Raw genomic sequence first — 21,484 nt, 5'->3', positions numbered from 1 at the left:
ACTTACAGGGAAAGAAAAAGCCCCGCCCCGGTGCGTACGGGGGAACACGCACCGGAGCGGGGAGCCCGTGGGGACGGGGGTGGCCCTCACGAGGTCTTCATGATGAGTTCCACGGATGTGAGGGCACTGCGGTTCAGCTACTGCCGCGTATTACTTCAGGTGCAGCTGCTGACCCGGGTAGATCAGGTCGGCGTCCTCGACGATGTCCTTGTTCAGCTGGAACAGCTTCTCCCAGCCGCCCTTGACCTTCTTCTTCTCGGCGATCGAGCTGAGGGTGTCACCCTTGGCGACCTTGTACTCGCCGTCGCCCTTCTTGACCTTCTTGCCGGTCGGGGTGGTGACGGTCTTGGTCGACTTCTTCTCGGCCGCCGGACGCTCGGCGGAGCGGGAGGCCGGCTGCTCCTCGGCGGCGCGAGGGGCGGCCTCGGTGCTCTGCGAGGACCCGGAGCCGTTGTACGCGGCGCTCGACAGGCCGGTGCCGCAGTTCGGCCAGGCACCCTTGCCCTGGCCCGCGAGAACCTTCTCGGCGATCTCGATCTGCTGGGCCTTGCTGGCCTGGTCGGCGGTGGAGGCGTACGCCGTGCCGCCGTACGCGGCCCAGGTGGAGGCGGAGAACTGCAGGCCGCCGTAGTAGCCGTTGCCGGTGTTGATGGACCAGTTGCCGCCGGCCTCGCACTGGGCGACGGCGTCCCACTCGGAGGCGGTGGCGGCGGAGGCGCTGCCGGCCGCCATCAGCGGGGCGGCGACGGCGGCGGCGCCGGTGACGCCGACGACGGCTATGGCGCGGGCGGCCTTGGACGGACGACGGTGCTTGCCCTTGCTGGAAAACAGCATGGTTGGATCCCCTCACCGACGCCTGCGAGGTGAGCTGTCGGGTTCGGGCCGGTTGAGTTGCCCGGCCGCGCTCGTCCGCCTTTCGGCTCGCGTAGCGCGGCTTCACCCCAAGCCGACTCCGGCCGTGCGGCCCCGAAGGGCCTCAACTGCCGGACCCGGCGCTTACCTTGGGTCCCCCGCTCCTGCCTACGGCGCTTGACGCGACGACTGTTCCCGTGCGGCCGCTGGCAGGATTCGGCGTTGCGGCAGCCGGGGCTCGCGGTGACGAGCGATCACGACCGTAGACACCCGATTCCCGGAATTACAAAGACGATCAGGGCTTCTGAGATCTATCTCTCACTGCATCCAAAACGGACATTCAGGTGCGAAAGGTGGCGCGAACTCCCGCTGCTTTTCGCCCCGTTCGGCCCTTATTCGACGGGGACGTCCAGGGTCTGACCGGGGACGATGTCGTTCGCGTTGCCGCCGATGGCGCCCTTGTTCGCGTCGTACAGCGCCCGCCACCCGCCGTCGAGGTCAAGGGAGTCGGCGATGGAGGCCAGAGTGTCGCCGGCGCGGACCTTGTACGAGGCGTGGCGACCGGAGGACTCGGGGGCCGGGTCCACCGTCTCGCTCTCGTCGGCGCTGGGCCCGCGGTGCCGACCGGAGCCGGCCTCCTCGCCGGTGAGCGCGCCGGTGTCGACGAGGCTCCAGGCGCCCACATCTTGCACCCAGTTGTCCTGATTGTCCCCGTCCGAGGTCTCCACGGGGGAGCTGTCGGGCGACTTCGAGGCCTTGGCGTCGGGTGACGCATCGGGCTTCGCGGAGCTGTCCGCCTTGGACGACGAAGAGGGCGAAGACGAAGAAGGGGAAGAAGAGGGGGAAGAGGGGGAAGAGGATGAATCCCGGGGCGATTCGGACGAAGCGCCGGGGGATTCACTCGACGAGCTCGACGAGTCGTCGGTCGGGGCCGACGAGTTCGAGGAACCCGAGGAATCGGACGAATTAGACGAACCCGACGAGCCGGACGAATCAAGCAAGCCGGATGACCCGGACACTGTGGAGGGCGAGTCATCGTCCACTCCGGTGTCGAGGTCGACCAAGCCGTTCTTCGGGGTGAGCCCGTTGAGCACCGCACACGTGCCCCAGGGCTTGGTTCCCTGGTCGGCGAGGATCTCCTGCGCCACGGCGATCTGCTGGGAACGGCTCGCCAGGTCGGGGCGCGGGGCGTAGTCGAGGCCGCCGTACTGCTCCCAGTCGTCCTGGGTCAGCTGCAGTCCGCCGTAGCGCCCGTTGCCCTCGTCCGTGCTCCAGGAGCCACCGCTCTCACACTCGGCCACCTTGTCCCACACGGTGCCGTCGGCGGCGCTCGCGCTCGCGGCGCCGAGCAGCGGGATGGCGATGGCGGACCCGGTCACTCCGGCCGCGACGAGGAGAGCCGGCGCCTGACGGGGGCGACGGTGACGACCGTTCCCGGAGAGCATGCGGGGACCTTTCACGAGACAGCATTGACCGCGGCGCGTGAAACCTGGCGCCGTCGTTGATCCGTGAACGTATAGGCATTCGATCACTTGTCACAAGTTAATGCCGCGTAGATCACGTGAAGATCACAGAATTGAGCGCGTGTCACGTTTGACGAGGTGGACGCACTCACTCAACTGGTGTGAAATCCACCGGAAGTGTGCGCAGCCCTCGCATGATGAGACCTCCGCGCCACCTCAACTCCCCCGGGTCCACGGCGAGTCGGAGATCCGGGAGTCGGGTGAGGAGCGTGGCGAGGGCGGTCTGACCCTCCAGACGGGCCAGCGGGGCGCCGAGGCAGTAGTGGATGCCGTGGCCGTAGCCGAGGTGCTGGTTGTCCCGGCGGCCGAGGTCGAGGACATCGGGGTCGGCGAACCGCTCCGGGTCCCGGTCGGCGGCGGCCAGGACGACGAGAACGGGGTCACCGGCCCCGATGTCCTGCCCGCCGATGGTGAGCGGCTCGGTGGCGAAGCGCCAGGTGGCGAGCTCTACGGGGCCGTCGTAGCGCAGGAGTTCCTCCACGCCGGTTTCGAGGAGGCCGGTCTCCTCGGCGGCGAGGGACGCCTGCAGGCGGGCGCGCTGCTCGGGGTGCGTGAGCAGCGCGTAGACGCCGTTGCCGATCAGGTTCACGGTCGTCTCAAAACCGGCAAACAGGAGGATAAAGGCCATCGCCGCGGCCTCGTTCTCCGTGAGGTGCTCTCCGTGGTCGGAAGCCCGGATGAGACCGGAGATGAGGTCCTCACCGGGCGTGGGCTCCTCGGGCAGGGCTTCCCGCTTGCGGTGGATGAGGTCGGCCAGATAGCCACGCATCTTCTTCACCGACCGCGCGACACCGCCGCGGGGGCCGCCCTGGTGGCGGATCATCATGCCCGCCCAGTCCCGGAAGTCGTCCTGGTCCTCGCGGGGGACGCCGAGCAGGTCGCAGATGGCGTAGATGGGGAGCGGGAAGGCGAACTCGTGGATGAGGTCGGCGCTCCCCTTCGCCGCGAACTGGTCGATCAGGTGGTCCGTGAGCTCCTGCACCCGGGCCGCGAACTCGGCGACCCTGCGAGGCGTGAACGCCTTGGAGACCAGCCTGCGCAGCCTGGTGTGGTCCGGCGGGTCGATGTTGAGCAGATGCGTCATGAGCTCGGCCTTGCGCTCACCGGGGATACCGGTCTTGCCCTTGGCGTGCGCGGGCTCGTCGTGGTGGGCCGGGTTCTTGGAGAGCCGGTTGTCCGCGAGCGTCTGCTTGGCATCGGCGTACCGGGTGACCAGCCAGGCCTCCACACCGCTGGGCAGCCGGGTCCGATGGACCGGGGCGTGCTCGCGGAGCCAGGCGTAGGCGGGGTAGGGGTCGGTCGCGAACTCCCAGGTGAAGAGGTCGGGGGGTCCGGGGGGTCCGGGGGTGGTGCCGGTGGGGGTGGGCTGGTTGGTCACTCCTTGACGGTATCGCTGCCGGTCCGGCGCCTGGTCCCCGCCAACCGCCGCCAGTCCGACCTCCGCTCCCCGCCAACCGTTGCCGCCCCGGCTCCCGCTGCCTGTTCCGGCCCCGCTCCCTACTGAGGGGACACCCCCTCGGCGGCCCGCACGGCATCCCGGTAGGTCCGAGCCGCGACCCTCAGGGCCGCCTCCGGGTCCACCCCGGCGGCCTCCGCGCGGACCGCCATCGCGAGGAGCTCGTAGCCGAGGCCGTCCCCCGTCGGCAGCGGTACCTCCAGGCCCGCCGTACGCACCCGGGACGCCAGCTTCGCGGCCAGCGCCAGGCCCGGCTGGCCGAGCGGGACCCCGTCCGTCACCGACTCACGCTGCTTCTCCGTCGCCTTCGTGCGCAGCCAGTGCTCCTTTACTTCCTCGGGGGTCGTCGCCGTCTCGTCGCCGAAGACGTGCGGGTGGCGGTGGATGAGCTTGGTGACGATGCCGCCGGCCACGTCGTCGATGGAGAAGGGGGACTCCGGGTCCTCCTCGGCTATACGGGCGTGGAAGACGACCTGCAGCAGAACGTCGCCCAGCTCCTCGCGGAGTTCGTCGCGGTCGCCGTCCTCGATCGCCTCGACGAGTTCGTAGGCCTCCTCGATCCCGTACTTCGCCAGGCCCTTGTGGGTCTGCTGGGAGGACCACGGGCACTCGACGCGGATGCGGTCCATGACCTGGACGAGGTCGAGGAGGCGGGCGCCGGGCAGGTCGTAGGAGGCGGGGAGCAGTTCCAGGTCCGGCATGCTGACACGTCCGGAGCCCGCGAGGCGTGCCAGGCCGTCCGTCAGGGCCGGCTCGCCCTCGCCCGTCGCCACGACCACGACCGTGCGGCCGCCGCCGCATGCGTCGATCAGCTGCTCGGCGGTCGGGGCGGCCTCGTCGACCGCTATGCCTGCCTCGCGCAGATACGGCAGCTGGGGGTGCGCGCCGTCCGCACACAGCACACGGTCGGCCGCGTGCAGCGCCTGCCAGGCGGGCCAGGACAGCAGGCCGGGTGCGACACGGTGGCTGGTGGTGAGCAGGACGATGCGGCCGGGGGCGGCTTCGGGACTGGTTGCGTTCACGATCCGAACGTAACCCACGTCGCCGACGGCCCCCCGAGTTATCCACAGGCAAGTAGTCCACAGGCCGGGGGGAGGTGGATCCGCCCCCGGGTGTTCACAGGTCGGCTGCGGCGGCGGCTCCCCGCGCCTGTTCACATGACGGCGGCGGCCCCTGTCGCTACGCCGTCTGCTGCGTCCCCGTCGCCGTCACCTCGCGCACCCACGGCGTCTTCGCGTCCGCCCGGCCGCTCTTCTGGACGTCCCAGGTGCCGTAGCGCGGGTTGAGGTCGATGTCGAGCTTCTTGGACGCCTCGGCCAGGGCGTTCCAGAACGCAGGCTTGCCGGTGTCGGTGCCGAGGGAGGTGGCGAGTTTCTGGGCCTCGAGCTGGAGGCGGAGGTTCTCGTCGAGGCGCTGCGGCGGGATGCCGTACTGCTGGAGCCAGGCCGTCTCCAGCGCCTTGGCGCCGCCGACCTGCTTCTCCAGGCCGCCGCGCATTTCCTGGAGCTCCTTGCGGGTGACGGTCACGCCCGCGTCCTGGGCGGCCCGGTGCAGTACCTGGTCGAGAACCATGGTGTGCAGGACGTCCCGCGGGAGGGTGCCGGACTTGGCGATGACCTGCGCGTACTGGGCGTCGTCGGGGACAGCCTCGCGCTGTGCTGCGCGTACCTCGCCGACCCGGTTCTCCAGCTGCGCGACGGTGATCCGCTGGCCCCCGACGACGGCCGCCGCACCGGGATGCGCGTCGCTTCCGCAGGCGGTCAGCAGGGGCGCCGCGGCGATCGCGGCGGAGAGAAGGAGCGCGGTACGACGGCGGCGGTGCAAGGAGACCTCCTGAGGGAGCTTGTGCGGCGGTGCACAAAGTCTTGCGGTGATCGATGGTAGGCAGTGGGCAAGCTCTGGCCAACCCATTCGACCAACGATTCGCCAGGACTTCGGGCACCGAAGCACCCCCGCCCGGCCCACCGGCGCCGGGGCGGCCGGACTGGGACTAGCCGCGCACCTGCCCCAGCCACTGCAGCGTCCGCCGTACGTCCGTCGCGAGCGGGTGGCCGGGGCCGTGCAGGCGCTCCACGTCGTGCAGCAGTCGGGCCAGGGTGTCGTGGGCGGCGGGGCGGTCGCCGAGGGCGAGCAGGAGGTGGCCGATGCGGCGGCGGACGTCGTGGGCGAGCTGGGGGTCGCCGGAGACGTACTGGTTCTCGTAGTACGGCAGCAGCCGGCGGTACTCCGCGAGCGCGGCCGCCGGTTCGCCGAGCTGTTCCAGGCACTGGGCGGCGTCGTAGCGGAAGCGCAGGGACTGCGGGTCGGCCTGGCCGGCCTCGGCGGCGCGCTCGTCGGCGAGGCGGCGCAGTTCGGGCAGCGCGCGCCGGTACTGGCCGTCGTCCATGAGCGTGGCCGCGTACTGCTTGCGCAGGGTGCGCACCACCGGGGAGTGCTCGCCGTGCTGTTCGGCGGCGGCGGGCAGGATCGAGCCGAGGATGTCGACGGCCTGGGTGATACGGCCCTCGCCGAGGAGGCGCTTGACCTCGTCGACGGCGCGCGCGACGTCCGGCTTGTCGGCGGCGGGTGGGTCGGGTGTGGCCGGGGCGGGCTGGGGCGCGGGGGTGCGGGCGCGGTCCGGCCAGGGTGCGTGCGGGCGCAGGAAGGGGCGCGTGGGGTCGAGGGGCGAGCCGGTGGGCGTCCCGCGCGCGGGCAGGAGCGGCGCCAGGTCCTCGTACACCTCCTGCGCGGAGGCGGGGCGGTGCTGCGGGTCCTTGGTGAGCAGGCGCAGGACCAGGGCTTCGAGTGCTTCGGGGACCTCGGGACGGATACGGCGCACGGGCAGCGGCGGCTCGTACAGGTGCCGGTGCAGCACGCCGAGCGCGGTCGACCCGGAGAACGGCACGTCGCCGCTGAGGAGTTCGTGCAGGACCACACCGAGCGCGTACAGGTCGGTGTACGGGCCGACCGCGCCGCCCATCGCCTGCTCGGGGGCCATGTAGGCGGGCGAGCCGATGGGGGTGCCGGTGTGGGTGAGGCGGGTGGTGTCGGCGTCCATGACGGAGGCGACGCCGAGGTCGAGGACGGTGACCGTGCCGTCCTGCTTCACCATCACGTTGCGCGGCTTGAGGTCGCGGTGGACGATCGGCACGGCGTGCACCGCGCTCAGTACGGCGCACAGTTGCGCGGCGACCGCCACGGCCCACTGCCAGGGGTAGGGGTCGTGCTCGGCGAGATGGCCGGCGAGGTCGACGCCGTCGACGTACTGCATGACGAGGAACAGCTCCTCGCCCTCGCTGCCCGCGTCGTGGACGGTGACGAGCCCGGGGTGGTCGACCTGCGCGGTGACCCGGCACTCGCGCTCGAACCGGCGGCGCAGTTCGCCCGCCTCCTGCCCGGCCACCTTGTCGGGGCGCAGCAGTTTCACGGCAACGCGCCGGTCGAGCCGCTGGTCGTACGCCGTCCAGACCTGTCCCATGCCGCCCTGACCGATGAGCGCGGACAGTTCATAGCGGTCGGCGACGACACGTCCTGTCGTCACGGTCACCTGTCGCCCTCATGGTTGCCGTCCTGGCGGCCGTCGTGCTTGCGCAGGTAGTCACTGAGCTCGTCGAGCTCGGCGCGGACCTGGTCGATGCGCGCGGGCGCGGGGCGCTGCGGGGGCGGCGGGACGGGGGTCCGGGGCATCGGCGTCTGGGATGTCGGGGTCTGAGGGCCCGGTGCCTGGGGTATCGGCGTCCCGGGTATCGGCGCCGACTGCGACACCGTCGTGGCGGTGTACGGCGACCCGGCCTGCGGATAGCCGTAGGACTGGGCCGGGACGGAGGGCCGCTGGGTGTAGCCAGGGAAGCGGAGCTGGTGGAAGTGGCGTATGTCCGCGGAGAGGTAGTACGCGATCGCGGCGACGAGGCCGCCCAGGAGGAGCAGGAGGCCCGTCCAGCCGCCCGCGGTGTGGATCTCGTCGCCGGGCTCGGAGCCGATCATGTACAGGCTGAGGAATTCCACCACGATCGATGCCGCGAACAGGCCCCAGTCGAGGGGCTTGCGGGTCACGATGGCCAGCCGCAGCATCATCGTCCACGTCAGCAGGCCGAAGCTCAGCACCGAGACCACGACGAACAGCAGGCGCAGGAAGACCAGCCACCCGGTGGGCGGCGGCTGCTTCACCGGCTGCGTGTAGCCGTGGCCTTGCATGGCTGCTCCTGATGCCTGAAGTGGGCGTACGGTCGACCGGTCCTGCCCGGTGCGGGGCAACCTCGGTCGTGCGATTGTCGCTTCGAGCGTATAGGCCGACACCGACATACGGTCACCGGTTGTACCGAACCGTTGCCGAGCTGATCACTTCGTACGACGGTCGAGGTCGCGGAGGCCCCGCTTCCGGCTCACAGCGGGTGCCGCATCCACACGTTGGGCTCCACGTACACCGCGTGCCCCCGCTCCGGCTCGCAGCGCACCGGCACCAGCGCGCCCGGCACCTCGATGTCGCCCGCCGTGTCGAAGGGCAGCCCGGTCCAGCTGCGCCACTGCTCAAGGGAGCCGGCGACGGTCATGGAGGCCGGGGCGATCGAGTCGATGGTGGCGCCTGCGCGGGCATGGACACGGAGCCACGGGTCGTGCGGCAGGCCGTCGGGGCGCACGCGGTGGGCGTACTCCTCGATGGGGGTGTGCGGTTCGAGGTGCTTGGCGCTGGGGCGGACCGGGGCGACGACCTCGCTGAAGCCGTGGGCCCGGGCGTTGTCGCGCATCGCGGAGAGCATCCGCGCGGACAGGCCACCGCCCTGGGCGTGCGGGGCGATGACGACGGAGATGGCGCTGACCGTGTCGGGGCGGACGCCGGCACGCAGGTCGGCGAAGGCCCACACGAGCACCTCGTCCCAGCCGCGGGCGGGCAGCCGGCCACGCCCCTCGGCGGCGAGGGCGAACGGGACGCTGTAGGCATGGGCGACGACCTCGCCGCGCTCGTCCTCGGCGAACAGCGCGTACTGCGGGAGTTCGCGCGGGATCCGGCCGTAGTGGGCGTTGCCCACCGGGTCCTGGGTCGTGAACTGGTGCCAGGTGTCCGGCATTTCCATGACCCGATCGAGCATCTCGGGGCGTTCTGCGAGGCTCGATATCTTCAGCTCCATGCCGGTCACCGTAGGCGTGGGACGCCCGCACCGGGAAGCCGTTTTCGGGGGGGCGGACCAGGGCGTCACCCGCCGCACTGGTTCAGCATCATCTCCTTGTCGGCGGTCGTCACCGGGAGTTCGTACTTCAGCGAGACCTGGGCGAAACGCACCGCGTACGAGCAGCGGATCCGCTTGTTCGGGGGCAGCCAGGACGCGGGGCCGGAGTCGCCCTTGGAGCTGTTGGCCGGGCCGTCGACCGGTATGAGGTTGAGGGGGTCGTTGGCGATGTCCTGGCGTTTGCCCTTCGGCCAACGGGAGGCGCCCATCTGCCAGTCGTACGACAGCGGCATGACGTGGTCGATCTGTACGGTCGTGGCACGGGACTTGGCCCACTCGATCGTCCGGCCCGTGTACGGGTCGTCCAGGGTCATGGAGGCCACGACGCAGTCGGAGCCGGACCGGAACCGGACCTCCTCGCCGTCGCGCTTGAGGAGGTCGTTGCGGGTGTCGCAACCGTTGCGGGAGAACGGGATGCCGCCCGGGGCCGAGTCCATCCAGGCGTAGCCGAACTCGTCGCGGTCATAGCCCGTCTTCGGACCGCGGCCCTTGGTCGCGACCTTCTCGATCAGGGCCCGTGCCTCGGCCCGGTCGGCGTCCGAGGTGAGGGGCGCGAGCCCCGCTTTCGTGCCGTCCGGGTTGTCCAGTGGGCTCACTGCCCGGCCGGTGCCCGCGGCCGGGGCGGAGCCGGAGGGCTCGTCGTCCACGGACAGATCGACGTTCTCGCACCCCGCCAACACCAGCACCATGCCGAGCATCGCCGCGGCGCTCGCCGCCCCGCCCCTTCGACGCATCACGATGCGTCCCCTCCCCTGCCGCCCGTTGCCGCCCCGCACAGGCGGCCTTCCCCGGTACACCGTCGTGCACACGGTAGCGACCCGGCGCACGGCGGCATTCGAGAGGTCCAGACCACCTCCGGGCCAGGCGGGCATACTTCGCAACCCGGGCGTATCGTCGGTGGTGAGTCACCTCGGGAAGGAGCTCTGCATGGGCATCTTCGACAAGTTCAAGAACCGTCACGCGCAGGACAAGGCCAAGGACATGTCCGACACCGCGGAACGGAAGGCGAACGAGAAGACGGGCAACAAGTACGAGAGCCAGGTCGATGACGCGCAGCAACGGATGGAGCGCGGAATGGGCATGGATCGCGACCGGCCGCCCGAGCAGCCGTAGGGCCCAGGGCCCACGGAGCGGACCACCTTGAGAACAGGGCCGTCCGCGGAGAGCCAACTCCCCGCGGGCGGCTTCGCGATGTCCGGCGGTGCGAGCCAAACGAGTCGGGCCGATCGAGTCGGGCCGATCCAGCCGAGCCGAACCGGCTCAGCCCGTTCCGTCCGGGCAGGCCGTCAGACCTTCCCGATCCCCAGCGTCGTCTCCGTCGGCAGCAGCCCGGAGGACAGCACCGCCACCCAGAACTCGCCGAGCAGGGCAGCGAGGCGGTCGACCTCGTCCACCGTGAGCGACTGCCAGGGCACGGCGGCGAGTTGGTCGGTCCGCTCCTCGACGGTGCGACGCAGTTCGCGACCTGCCGCCGTGGCCGTCCCGTCGGCGCCGACCAGACCTCGGGCGGTCAGGCGGTCACGGGCGGAGGCCCATTCCGCACGGCTCCAGCCACGGCTTTCGAAACGCTCGACGGATGCGGCACCTATCGCGGCGAACGACACCAGCGACTCGACGGGATCGAGGCCGGCCACCAGCAGCGCGGCTATGTGGCCGTCGCCCCGGTGTTCGCGCAGGATCGTCGCCGCGTGCCAGAGCTGGAGGTGCGGAGCCTCAGGCCAGTCCAGGGCGGCGTTGGCCGCGGCGAGCGGGCGGCCCGCGGTGTTCGCCGCCTCGGCGGCACGGCGGGCGAGAGCCGCGGCTTCCGCCAGCTCGGGGCTGTCCGTACGGGCGCCGAATATCGCGCGGTAGGCCCGGTCGATCCCTCGCACCCTGGCCTGCAACAGGGCCTCAGGACTCGCGATCTTCCACGCGGGCTCGATGTTTTCGGCGACCATGCGCGGATCGAAGCTGTAGAAGGCGGACGCGACGCGCTCCGCGCCCACCGCTCCCAACGGCGCGGCCCGGTACGGGAAGTAGCTGGGCCAGCGATCCTTCGCGTCATAGCCGAGCGCGACCGCCTCCTCGAAGACCTCCGGCGCGTAGTACAGCACCGCGTGCAGCGGCTCCAGCAGATGCCAGAGCTGACGTACCCGAGTCGACTCCAGACCGCCCTCGTGCTTCACCATCACGCGTCCCCTCAGCACAAAGCCCGAACCCCGAAGCCGCGGACCCTCGACCCCCCGCGACTCATAACTTGACAATGACTAGATTGCCCACCCAACCAGAACTTGTCAATGCCTAGATCGCAGAAACTTGTCGCCGCCTAGATTCCGCGTACGCTGCCACCCATGACACCCGCGCAACAGCCGTCCCCCCGCCGCCCCTACCACCACGGCGACCTGCGTCGAGCCCTCCTCACCGCCGCGCTGGACGCCATCGCCGCCGACGGCCCGTCGGCTGTGAGTCTGCGCGATCTCGCCCGCCGGGCCGGCGTCTCGCACGCGGCGCCCGCCCACCACTTCCGGGACCGCACCGGCCTGCTCACGGCGATCGCCGCCGAAGGATTCGGGCTGCTGGCCACCGCGCTCTTCGAGACCGCGAACCTGAGGGACGCGGGTGTGCGCTACGTCCGCTTCGCGCGCGAGCACCCCGCGCACTTCCAGGTGATGTTCACGCCCGAGCTGCTCCGCGCCGACGACCTGGAGCTGACCACGGCCCGCGCCCTCGCCGGCGACGCCCTGCGAGGCGCCGTCTCCACCGTCGTCCCCGAGGACCGTGGCATCGACGCCCGCCTGGCCGGAGTTGCCGCCTGGTCCCTGGCCCACGGCTTCGCCACGCTGCTCCTCAGCCACAACCTGGACGGCCCGGTCGGCGACAAGGATCCGGAGGAGGTGTTCCGGACGCTGGCGGCGATGCTGTTCGAAAGCCTGCCCGTGAGCGAGTCCTGAGCCGACGCTTGACCTGAAGTCCGCTTGAGGTCCCAGAGTGATCGGCATGACCACCGAAACAGCCGACACAGCTGAAGCAGCCGACATCAAGGCCATCGCCGACGTCGTCGCCACCGTCGAGCGCACCCAGCGCGCCAAGGACGCCGAAGGCTTTCTCGCCCTCTTCCACCCCGACGCCCTGTGGACGACCGCTCACGGCAAGGTCCTCATCGGCTTCGACGCCATCGCCGAGTTCACCCGCGCCGTGCTGCCCGCCGCCACCTGGGACGGCGAGGTCACCTACGAGGTGGCGCACGCGCAGTTCCTGCGGCCCGACGTGGCGGCCGTCAAGGTCCGGCAGGTGTACCACTCACCGAGCGGCGACACGGAGGGCGCCCCGCTGTACGTCATGACCAAGCAGGACGACGGACGGTGGCTGCTGCACGCCTGCCAGAACACCGAGGTGCGGGCCGACTAGGACCCGACCGCGCCCGCCGACCGCCCGCTCACGCCCCTGAGATCGCCGGGCTCACGATCCCGGGACGCCCCGCTCCCGATCCCGGGACGCCCCGCTCACCATCCCGGGACCGCCCCGTTCAGGACCCCAGAATCGACGCCAGGAACTCTCCGACCCATCCCAGCAACTCCCGCCCGACCAGCGGCTTTCCGCCCACCTTCGCCGTCTTCGGGCGTGGGACCAGCAGCTGGTGCGCCGCCGGCTTGATGACGGTGCCGGGGTACAGGCGCTTGACCCTGAGTTCCTGGGACTCGCGCAGCTCCACGGGGGCGAAGCGGATGTTGGTGCCCTGTAGGACGATCTCGCCGACGCCGCACGCGCGGGCCAGCATGCGCAGGCCTGCCACGAGGAGGAGGTTCTCGACGGGCTCGGGCAACTTGCCGTAGCGGTCGACGAGTTCCTCGCGTACGGACTTGACGTCCTCCTCCGTGTTGGCGGAGGCGATGGCGCGGTACGCCTGGAGGCGGAGGCGCTCGCCGGGTGCGTAGTCGTGCGGGACGTGGGCGTCGACGGGGAGCTCGATCTTGACCTCGAGCGGAGGCTCCTCCTCGACGCCGCCTTCCAGGGACGCCCGGTAGTCCGCGACGGCCTCGCCGACCATACGGACGTACAGGTCGAAGCCGACGCCGGCGATGTGCCCGGACTGCTCGCCGCCGAGGAGGTTGCCCGCGCCTCGGATCTCCAGGTCCTTCATGGCGACGTACATGCCCGCGCCCATCTCCGTGTGCTGGGCGATGGTGGCGAGGCGCTCGTGGGCGGTCTCGGTCAGCGGCTTCTCCGGCGGGTACAGGAAGTACGCGTACCCGCGCTCGCGCCCACGCCCGACACGGCCGCGCAGCTGGTGCAGCTGGGACAGGCCGAAGTTGTCGCCGCGCTCCACGATCAGGGTGTTGGCGTTGGAGATGTCGATGCCGGACTCGACGATCGTCGTCGAGACGAGTACGTCGAACTTCTTCTCCCAGAAGTCGACGACGACCTGCTCCAGCGACTGCTCCGACATCTGGCCGTGTGCCGTCGCGATACGGGCTTCCGGGACGATCTCGCGCAGGCGTGCGGCTGCCCGGTCGATCGACTCGACCCGGTTGTGGATGTAGAAGACCTGGCCCTCGCGCAGCAGTTCACGGCGGATCGCGGCGCCGATCTGCTTCTCCTCGTACGGGCCGACGAAGGTCAGGACCGGGTGCCGCTCCTCGGGGGGTGTCGTGATCGTCGACATCTCGCGGATGCCCGTGACCGCCATCTCCAGGGTCCTCGGGATCGGGGTCGCGGACATCGTCAGGACGTCGACGTTCGCGCGCAGCTTCTTCAGCTGTTCCTTGTGCTCGACGCCGAAGCGCTGCTCCTCGTCGACGATGACCAGGCCCAGGTCCTTGAACTTGGTCTCCGACGAGAACAGCCGGTGCGTGCCGATGACGATGTCGACGGAGCCCTCGCGCAGCGCCTCCAGGGTTGCCTTCGCCTCGGTGTCGCTCTGGAAGCGGGACAGGGCCCGGGTGTTGACCGGGAACTGCGAGTAGCGCTCGGAGAACGTCCCGAAGTGCTGCTGCACCAGCAGGGTCGTGGGGACCAGTACGGCCACCTGCTTGCCGTCCTGGACCGCCTTGAAGGCGGCGCGGACCGCGATCTCCGTCTTGCCGTAGCCGACGTCGCCGCAGATCAGGCGGTCCATCGGGACCGACTTCTCCATGTCCTCCTTGACCTCGGCGATGGTCGTCAGCTGGTCGGGGGTCTCGGCGTACGGGAAGGCGTCCTCCAGCTCGCGCTGCCAGGGGGTGTCGGAGCCGAAGGCGTGCCCGGGGGCCGCCATGCGCGCGCTGTAGAGCTTGATCAGGTCGGCCGCGATCTCCTTGACTGCCTTCTTGGCCCGTGCCTTGGTCTTCGTCCAGTCGGCGCCGCCCAGGCGGTGCAGGGTGGGGGCCTCGCCGCCGACGTACTTGGTGATCTGCTCCAGCTGGTCGGTGGGGATGTACAGCCGGTCGCCGGGCTGGCCGCGCTTGGCGGGGGCGTACTCCACGACGAGGTACTCGCGCGTGGCGCCCTGTACGGTCCGCTGCACCATCTCGATGTAGCGGCCGACGCCGTGCTGCTCGTGGACGATGTAGTCGCCCGCCTCCAGGGTGAGCGGGTCGATCGTCTTGCGGCGGCGGGCGGGCATGCGGGCGCCGTCCTTGCCGGCCGCCTTCTGCCCGGTCAGGTCGGTCTCGGTCAGGACGGCCAGCCGGAGCGCCGGGTCCACGAAGCCGTAGTCGATCGAGCCGCAGGCGACATGGACGACCGACGGGGAGATCTCCCCGAGGTCGGCCTCCAGGCGGGCCGCCACGCCCTCGCCGCCGAGCACCTCGACCGTGCGGGCCGCGGGGCCGTGCGCCTCGGTCACGAAGACCGTGCGCCAGCCGTCGGCGAGCCAGCCCTTGGTGTCGGCGAGGGCCTTCGCGGTGTCGCCGCGGTAGGTCTCCGGCGCGTGCATGCCGAGCTTGAGGGTGTCGGCCTCCTGGAGGAGATCCGCCGCGAACGGCGACACCGACCACCACATCATCTCCAGCTCGCGCGCCCGGTCGCGGACGTCCGCGATGGACCACAGGGAGGCCGCGTCGACGTCGATGGGCGCCTCGCCGCCGCCGGCCGTGGCGGCCCAGGACGCCTGGAGGAACTCCTGACTCGTCGCCACGAGGTCGGCGGCACGCGTGCGCACCCGCTCCGGGTCGCATACGACCGCCATGGCGCCCTTGGGCAGGACGTCGAGCAGCAGCTCCATGTCGTCGACGAGGACGGGGGCGAGGGACTCCATGCCCTCGACCGCGATGCCCTCGGCGATCTTGCCGAGCAGTTCGCCGAGCTCAGGGTGCTGTTCGGCGAGGGCACGCGCGCGTGCGCGCACGTCGTCGGTGAGGAGGAGCTCACGGCAGGGCGGGGCCCACAGGCCGTGCTCGGCGACTTCGAGGGAGCGCTGGTCGGCGACCTTGAAGTAGCGGATCTCCTCGATGTCGTCGCCCCAGAACTCGACGCGCAGAGGGTGTTCCTCGGTGGGCGGGAAGACATCCAGGATGCCGCCTCGGACGGCGAACTCACCGCGCTTCTCGACGAGCTCCACGCGCGCGTAAGCGGCTGCCGCGAGGGCGTCCACGACCGCGTTCAGGTCGGCGGTCCGGCCGGTCCTCAGGGCCACCGGTTCCAGGTCGCCGAGGCCCTTGACCTGCGGCTGGAGGACGGAGCGTACGGGCGCCACCACCACGGAGACCGGGCCCGTCTCGGGGTCGTCGGTGCTGGGGTGGGCGAGCCGGCGCAGGACCGCGAGGCGGCGTCCGACGGTGTCGCTGCGGGGGCTGAGGCGCTCGTGCGGGAGGGTCTCCCAGGACGGGTACTCCGCCACGCCCTCCGGGGGGAGGAGGGAGCGCAGGGCTGCCGCGAGGTCCTCGGCCTCCCGGCCCGTCGCCGTCACCGCGAGGACCGGGCGGTCGGTCTCGCGGGCGAGGGCGGCGATCGCGAACGGGCGGGCCGCCGGGGGGCCGACCAGGTCGACGTGCATGCGGTTGCCGTCTGCGGCCGCCGTGATCGCTTCCGCGAGGGCGGTGTCCTTGACTACGGCGTCGAGCAGACCGTGCAGGCTCATGGAGGGGGGCTTTCCGTCCTGGGTGGGCAACACGAAGGGCCCGACGCGTGTTGCGGGCCGGGGGCTTCCAGCGTACGTCGCTGCGCGGGCGGGTGCCGGGGCTGTGGATAACGTCCGTTCTCTGGTCGCCGGCGTTGACGTGACGTCGTGAAGGGGCTCCGCCCCTTCGACCCCGCCGGCGCTGCCGCCCCGGACCCCGCTTCGGCCATGAACGGGCCTCGTCCTCAAACGCCGGACGGGCTGGATTGCGCGGACCGGCGCCTCACGCGTCCGACCGGCCGGAGTGGCCGGACCGGCACCCGAAAGTGACCGACTCGTACGGGTGGGCGAATACTCGAACGCCCGCACCACGTAGGGTCCCCCCATGCCCACCCCCGCCACCTCCCCGACCCGGGACACCTCCTCGGACCCCCACATACCGGCGCCCGCCCCGCGCGAGCCGGGGCGCGCGCAGCCCGATCCCGGGCGGCGTGATCCGTGGCTGCTGGCTGTCGTGCTGTTCGTCGGGTATGCGGTCGTCTCGGTCGGTCGTTATCGGCATCTTGGGCAGCGGTCGTGGGATCTGGGGATATTCGAGCAGGTCATCCGGTCGTACGCGCATCTTCAGGCCCCCGTCGCCGATCTGAAGGGACCGGGGTTCAACATCCTGGGGGATCACTTCAGCCCGGTGACCGTGCTGCTGGCGCCGTTATACCGGGTCTTCCCCTCGTCCGTGACGCTGCTCGTCGCGCAGGCGGCGCTGTTCGCGCTGTCCGCCGTGCCCGTCACACGCGCCGCGGCCCGGCTGCTCGGGCGGCGGCGGGGGCTCGCGATCGGCATCGCGTACGGGCTGTCGTGGGGGCTGCAGCAGGCAGTCGACTTCGACTTCCACGAGATCTGCTTCGCCGTCCCCCTCATCGCCTTCAGCCTTGAGGCGCTGCTCGGGCAGCGCTGGCGCGCCGCTCTGCTGTGGGCGGTTCCGCTCGTCCTCGTGAAGGAGGACCTGGGGTTCACCGTCACCGCCCTCGCCCTGGTCGTCGCCTGGCGGGCACGTCACGTCTCGCCGCGCGCGTTCCGGTACGCGCTCGGCGTCGCCGTGTTCGGCGTGGTGGCCGTCGCTCTCACGCTGCTCGTGGTCATACCGAGCTTCAACTCCGCCGGCACCTACGACTACTGGAACAAGGTGAGCGAGTCCGGTGGCGGCGGGCCCCTCGACGGTCTCGACACCAAGCTCCGCACGCTGTGCTGGCTGCTCGTCCCCACCACCGGGCTGCTCGCGCTGCGGTCCCCGATCCTGCTCATCGCCCTGCCCACCATCGGCTGGCGTTTCGTCTCCTCCTACTCGCAGTACTGGGGCACCGACTGGCACTACAGCGCCGTCCTCATGCCCGTCGTCACCCTCGCGCTCGTCGACGCCCTCGACACCGCCCGGCACAGCACGCGCGCGTGGCTGCGGTCGTACGTCCAGCACCTGCCGGCCGCCGTCGCCGCGGCCTCGGTCGCGCTGACGACCTCGCTGCCGCTGTCGGCGCTGGCCGAGGGGGAGATCTATCGCAAGCCCGCGCGCGTGAGCGCCATCGAACGGCTCCTGGGCACGGTTCCGGACGGCGCCTCCGTCGAGGCGAACATCGCCCCGATCAGCCGGCTCACCTCACGCTGCCGCGTCTTCTGGGTCACCAACACACAGGGCATAGACCCGGACTTCATCGCTCTCGACAACTCCCGCAAGCGCTACCGCGATGTCGAGGCCTACGCCCGCACCCTGCACCCCGACGCCCGGTACACGGTCAAGGGCACCGCCTACGGAGTCGTACTCCTGGAACGCCGCACGGGATAGCGGCCGGCGCGGCAGGGGGCGCCCCCGCATACGTCCGGACCCGGTCCGAAGGTGTCGCCTTCGGACCGGGCCCGTCCCCCGCAACCCCCGTGTGCGGTGGCTATTCGGTCGCGATCGCGTTCAGTACGTTCATCCGGCCCGCCCTGAACGCCGGCACCAGGGCCGCGAACAGGCCCACGAAGGCCGAGCCGATGAAGACCCCGATGATCGTCGGCCACGGGATGTCGAGAACGTTCAGGCCCTCCAGGGCGAGCAGCCGCTGGGCCGTCGCGCCCCAGCCCATGCCGAGCCCGAGGCCCAGCAGGGCGCCGAACAGGGCGATCACCACGGACTCCATGCGGATCATGCGGCGCAGCTGGCGGCGGGAGAGGCCGATGGCGCGCATCAGGCCGATCTCACGGGTGCGTTCCACCACCGACAGGGCCAGGGTGTTCACCACGCCCAGGACCGCGACGATGATCGCCAGGGCGAGCAGGCCGTAGACCATGTTCAGGAGCTGGCCCATCTGGTCCTTCAGCTCCTCCTTGTAGTCGGTCTGGTCGCGGACCTGGTACTGCGGGTAGTCGTGCAGCGACTTCTTCAGGGCCGCGTACGCCGCTTCCTCCTGGCCCTCCTTCGCCTTGCCGAACATGATCTGGCTCTGCGGGATCAGGTCGGCGGGCAGGTACTTCTGCACGGTCTCCATGCTGATGTAGCGCGCGCCCTGGTCGAAGGCGGTGTCGTCCTTCGTGATCGCCGCGACCTTCAGCTTCGCCGTCTCGCCGCCCTTGAAGGCGACCGTGATGGTGTCGCCGACCCGCACGCCGTGCTTCTTGGCGTAGTCGGAGCCGACCGACATGGCGTCCTTGCCGTAGGCGGCGGACAGGGTGCCCTGAGTGGTCGCACGGCGCAGGTCCTCGGCGTACGTCGGGTCGGCGGCCGTGAGCCCGGAGCCGTCGGTCTTGCCGTCCGGCGAGGTCAGGGTGGCTTTGATCTCCTTGTTGCGGGTGACGTGGGCGAGGCCCGGCGTCTGCTGCATGGCCTTCTCGGCCTGCGCCACGATCAGTCCCTGTTGCGGCATGACGATGAAGTCCGCGCCCACCGACTTGTCCAGCTCGCTCGTCGCCGAGGCGACCATCGAGGAGCCGACCACCGACAGACAGGCGACCAGCGCGAGGCCGATCATCAGGGCGGCGCCCGTGGCACCGGTACGACGCGGATTGCGCAGGGCGTTGCGCGCGGCCAGGCGGCCGACGGGGCCGAAGGCGCGCAGCAGCACCGCGCTGATCACGCGGACCACGACGCCCGCGAGGAGCGGGCCGATGACCACGAAGCCGATCAGGGACAGCACCACGCCGCCGCCCAGCATCAGCGCGCCGTCGCTCGCCTTGTCCGCGGTGGCTGCCGTGTAGAGGGCGAAGACGCCCGCGCCCGTCAGGACCAGTCCGACCAGGCCGCGGATCCAGCCCGCCTTGCCGTCGGCCGGAGTACCGGCGTCGCGCAGGGCGGCCATCGGGGAGACCTTGCCGGCACGGCGGGCCGGGAGGTAGGCGGCCAGCACCGTCACCACGACGCCGAGGATCAGACCGACCACGGGGGTCGTGACCTTGACCGTGAGGTCGTCGGTGGAGAGGTTCATGCCGGCCATCGACATGAGCTTCATCAGGCCGACCGCGATGCCGACGCCGGCGGCCACGCCGAGGACGGAGCCGACGAAGCCCAGCAGCAGCGCCTCCACCAGGACGGACCGGTTGACCTGCCGGCGGGAGGAGCCGATCGCCCGCATCAGGCCGATCTCGCGGGTGCGCTGGGCGACCAGCATCGAGAAGGTGTTGATGATCAGGAAGATGCCGACGAGGAACGCGATCCCGGCGAAGCCGAGCATGGCGTACTTGATGACGTCCATGAACGCGCTGACGTCCTTGCGGTTCTCGTCGGCGGTCTCCTTGGCCGTCTGGACCTTGTACGCGCCGTCCAGGGACTGTGCGACGTTCTGCTTGAGCTGCGCGTCGCTCACGCCGTTCGCCGCGGTGACGGAGACCTGAGTGAAGCGGCCGGTGGCGCCGAGCAGGGTGCGCTGGGCGGTCTCGGTGTCGAAGTAGACGACGGCCGCGCCCGGGTTGGTGACCTTCCAGGAGGCGATGCCGACGATCCGCGCGCGGATGTCGCCGGTGGCGGCGATGGTGCGCAACTCGTCGCCCAGCTTGAGGTCGTGCTTGTCGGCGGTGTCCGCGTCGACCATGACCTCGGTGGGCCCGCGCGGGGCGTGCCCGGAGGTGATCTCCATGGACTTCTTGTCGTTCTCGGTCCAGTTGCCGGCGAAGGTGGGCGCGCCGGTGGAGGAACCCATGTTCTTGTTCTCGGAGTTGACGACGGTCACGCTCGTCGAGGCGACCGCGCCCTCCGCCTTCCTGACGCCGTCGACGGCCGTGACCTGCTCGACGGTGGAGGCGGCCAGCGAGACGGGCTTGCCCGTGCCGCCGCCGTTGTCCTCGTCCTCGGCGTCCTTGGGGCTGACGGTGACGTCGGAGGAGGTGACGGCGAAGAGCTTGTCGAAGGTGGTGTTCATCGTGTCGGTGAACACGAGCGTGCCGCACACGAAGGCGACCGACAGGAGCACCGCCACGGCCGAGAGGGCCATGCGCCCCTTGTGCGCGAAGAAGTTGCGCATCGAGGTCTTCAGGACGGTCATGACGTACGTCCCCGGGCGTCGAAGTCCTTCATACGGTCCAGGACGGCCTCGGCGGTCGGCTTGTACATCTCGTCGACGATGCGCCCGTCGGCGAGGTAGAGCACCCGGTCCGCGTACGAGGCGGCGACGGGGTCGTGCGTGACCATCACGATGGTCTGGCCGAGCTCGGTGACGGACCGCCGCAGGAAGCCGAGTACTTCGGCGCCCGCGCGCGAGTCGAGGTTTCCGGTCGGCTCGTCACCGAAGATGATCTCCGGCCGTGCGGCGAGGGCACGGGCGACGGCGACACGCTGCTGCTGGCCGCCGGAGAGCTGGGTGGGCCGGTGCTTGAGCCGGTCGGACAGGCCCACGGTGTCGACGACACGCCCCAGCCAGGCCCGGTCGGGCTTGCGGCCGGCGATGTCCATGGGCAGCGTGATGTTCTCGAGGGCGTTGAGCGTCGGCAGCAGGTTGAACGCCTGGAAGATGAAGCCGATCCGGTCGCGGCGCAACTGCGTGAGCTTCTTGTCCTTCAGCCCGGTGATCTCGGTCTCGTCGAGGTGGATCTGGCCGCTGGTGACGGTGTCGAGCCCGGCGAGGCAGTGCATCAGGGTGGACTTGCCGGACCCCGAGGGGCCCATGATCGCGGTGAACTGGCCACGCGCGATGTCCACGTCGACGTGGTCGAGCGCGACGACCCGGGTCTCCCCCGATCCGTACGCCTTGACGACCTGCCGCGCCCGCGCGGCAACGGCCGTACGCCCTCCAGTACCCCCGTGCCTGGGAATGGTCACAGCCGATGTCACGGTATGTCTCCTATGTCGGTCAGCAGATGGATCAGTTGTCTTCAGCGGATGGATCAGGAAGACCGTTGCGACGGTCGGTCACTGCTACGACCGTCAGTCTCGTCGTGGGAGAGGGGCCGGCGCGCTGGTGCCCAGCCCCCT

The 21,484-nt window shown here is 70.7% G+C and carries 17 protein-coding genes and 1 riboswitch; of the genes, 4 read left to right on the top strand and 13 right to left on the bottom strand.

Annotation, left to right across the window (positions count from 1 at the left end):
• Window positions 1-150: 150 nt before the first annotated feature.
• The 9 genes from OG331_RS29290 to OG331_RS29250 all read right to left on the bottom strand — a co-directional run bounded on the left by OG331_RS29290 (window position 151) and on the right by OG331_RS29250 (window position 9,769).
• On the bottom strand, window positions 151-834 hold the full coding sequence (locus OG331_RS29290) for a transglycosylase family protein (RefSeq protein ID WP_406201617.1): 684 nt from the start codon (window positions 832-834) through the stop codon (window positions 151-153).
• 4 nt (window positions 835-838) lie between these two features.
• Window positions 839-1,038, bottom strand: a riboswitch (cyclic di-AMP (ydaO/yuaA leader).
• 206 nt (window positions 1,039-1,244) lie between these two features.
• Window positions 1,245-2,297 (bottom strand): transglycosylase family protein, encoded by a 1,053-nt coding sequence (locus OG331_RS29285; RefSeq protein ID WP_406201615.1) that lies wholly within the window; start codon window positions 2,295-2,297, stop codon window positions 1,245-1,247.
• A gap of 166 nt (window positions 2,298-2,463) precedes the next feature.
• Window positions 2,464-3,753, bottom strand: a complete 1,290-nt coding sequence (locus OG331_RS29280; protein WP_406201613.1) for a cytochrome P450 — start codon at window positions 3,751-3,753, stop codon at window positions 2,464-2,466.
• 119 nt (window positions 3,754-3,872) lie between these two features.
• Window positions 3,873-4,853, bottom strand: a complete 981-nt coding sequence (locus tag OG331_RS29275) for a nucleoside triphosphate pyrophosphohydrolase (protein WP_406201610.1) — start codon at window positions 4,851-4,853, stop codon at window positions 3,873-3,875.
• A gap of 157 nt (window positions 4,854-5,010) precedes the next feature.
• Complete coding sequence (locus OG331_RS29270) at window positions 5,011-5,655, bottom strand: SurA N-terminal domain-containing protein (RefSeq protein WP_363039650.1); 645 nt, start codon at window positions 5,653-5,655, stop codon at window positions 5,011-5,013.
• Window positions 5,656-5,821: 166 nt separating this feature from the next.
• On the bottom strand, window positions 5,822-7,315 hold the full coding sequence (locus OG331_RS29265; protein ID WP_406210348.1) for a protein kinase domain-containing protein: 1,494 nt from the start codon (window positions 7,313-7,315) through the stop codon (window positions 5,822-5,824).
• A 38-nt stretch (window positions 7,316-7,353) separates the two neighbouring features.
• Window positions 7,354-8,004, bottom strand: coding sequence for a hypothetical protein (locus tag OG331_RS29260; RefSeq protein ID WP_362384705.1), 651 nt, complete (start codon window positions 8,002-8,004; stop codon window positions 7,354-7,356).
• A 188-nt stretch (window positions 8,005-8,192) separates the two neighbouring features.
• Window positions 8,193-8,936: an N-acetyltransferase gene (locus tag OG331_RS29255; RefSeq protein WP_406201608.1), complete on the bottom strand. Its 744-nt coding sequence runs from the start codon at window positions 8,934-8,936 to the stop codon at window positions 8,193-8,195.
• A gap of 65 nt (window positions 8,937-9,001) precedes the next feature.
• Complete coding sequence (locus OG331_RS29250; RefSeq protein ID WP_406210346.1) at window positions 9,002-9,769, bottom strand: HNH endonuclease family protein; 768 nt, start codon at window positions 9,767-9,769, stop codon at window positions 9,002-9,004.
• A 193-nt stretch (window positions 9,770-9,962) separates the two neighbouring features.
• Here OG331_RS29250 and OG331_RS29245 point away from each other — a divergent pair, with 193 nt between their 5' ends.
• Window positions 9,963-10,148, top strand: coding sequence for an Rv0909 family putative TA system antitoxin (locus tag OG331_RS29245; RefSeq protein ID WP_406201606.1), 186 nt, complete (start codon window positions 9,963-9,965; stop codon window positions 10,146-10,148).
• Between the two features lie 173 nt (window positions 10,149-10,321).
• Here OG331_RS29245 and OG331_RS29240 read toward each other — a convergent pair whose 3' ends face one another.
• Window positions 10,322-11,203 carry an SCO6745 family protein gene (locus tag OG331_RS29240; protein WP_406201603.1) on the bottom strand — a complete coding sequence of 294 codons (882 nt, stop codon included), beginning with the start codon at window positions 11,201-11,203 and terminating at the stop codon, window positions 10,322-10,324.
• 162 nt (window positions 11,204-11,365) lie between these two features.
• Between OG331_RS29240 and OG331_RS29235 the strand changes: the two genes are divergently transcribed.
• Window positions 11,366-11,965 carry a TetR/AcrR family transcriptional regulator gene (locus tag OG331_RS29235; protein WP_406201601.1) on the top strand — a complete coding sequence of 200 codons (600 nt, stop codon included), beginning with the start codon at window positions 11,366-11,368 and terminating at the stop codon, window positions 11,963-11,965.
• Window positions 11,966-12,011: 46 nt separating this feature from the next.
• Entirely contained in the window at window positions 12,012-12,422 is a 411-nt protein-coding gene (locus OG331_RS29230; RefSeq protein ID WP_406201599.1) for an SgcJ/EcaC family oxidoreductase, read from the top strand.
• 118 nt (window positions 12,423-12,540) lie between these two features.
• On the opposite strand, the gene mfd is transcribed toward OG331_RS29230, so the two are convergent.
• Window positions 12,541-16,071, bottom strand: coding sequence for a transcription-repair coupling factor (gene mfd / locus OG331_RS29225; RefSeq protein ID WP_406201596.1), 3,531 nt, complete (start codon window positions 16,069-16,071; stop codon window positions 12,541-12,543).
• 364 nt (window positions 16,072-16,435) lie between these two features.
• On the opposite strand from mfd, the gene OG331_RS29220 reads away from it, so the two are divergent.
• A complete protein-coding gene (locus OG331_RS29220) occupies window positions 16,436-17,887 on the top strand; it encodes a DUF2079 domain-containing protein (protein WP_406201593.1) in 1,452 nt (483 codons plus the stop codon).
• Between the two features lie 100 nt (window positions 17,888-17,987).
• On the opposite strand, the gene OG331_RS29215 is transcribed toward OG331_RS29220, so the two are convergent.
• Entirely contained in the window at window positions 17,988-20,558 is a 2,571-nt protein-coding gene (locus tag OG331_RS29215; RefSeq protein WP_406201591.1) for an ABC transporter permease, read from the bottom strand.
• Window positions 20,555-21,343, bottom strand: a complete 789-nt coding sequence (locus OG331_RS29210; RefSeq protein WP_406201589.1) for an ABC transporter ATP-binding protein — start codon at window positions 21,341-21,343, stop codon at window positions 20,555-20,557. The genes OG331_RS29215 and OG331_RS29210 overlap by 4 nt, the downstream gene beginning before the upstream one ends.
• Window positions 21,344-21,484: the final 141 nt, after the last annotated feature.

The organism is Streptomyces sp. NBC_01017 (assembly GCF_045162795.1).
Lineage (GTDB): Bacteria > Actinomycetota > Actinomycetes > Streptomycetales > Streptomycetaceae > Streptomyces > Streptomyces machairae.
Note: the sequence above shows the minus strand (reverse complement) of the source record. Positions and strands in the feature narration are given on the sequence as shown.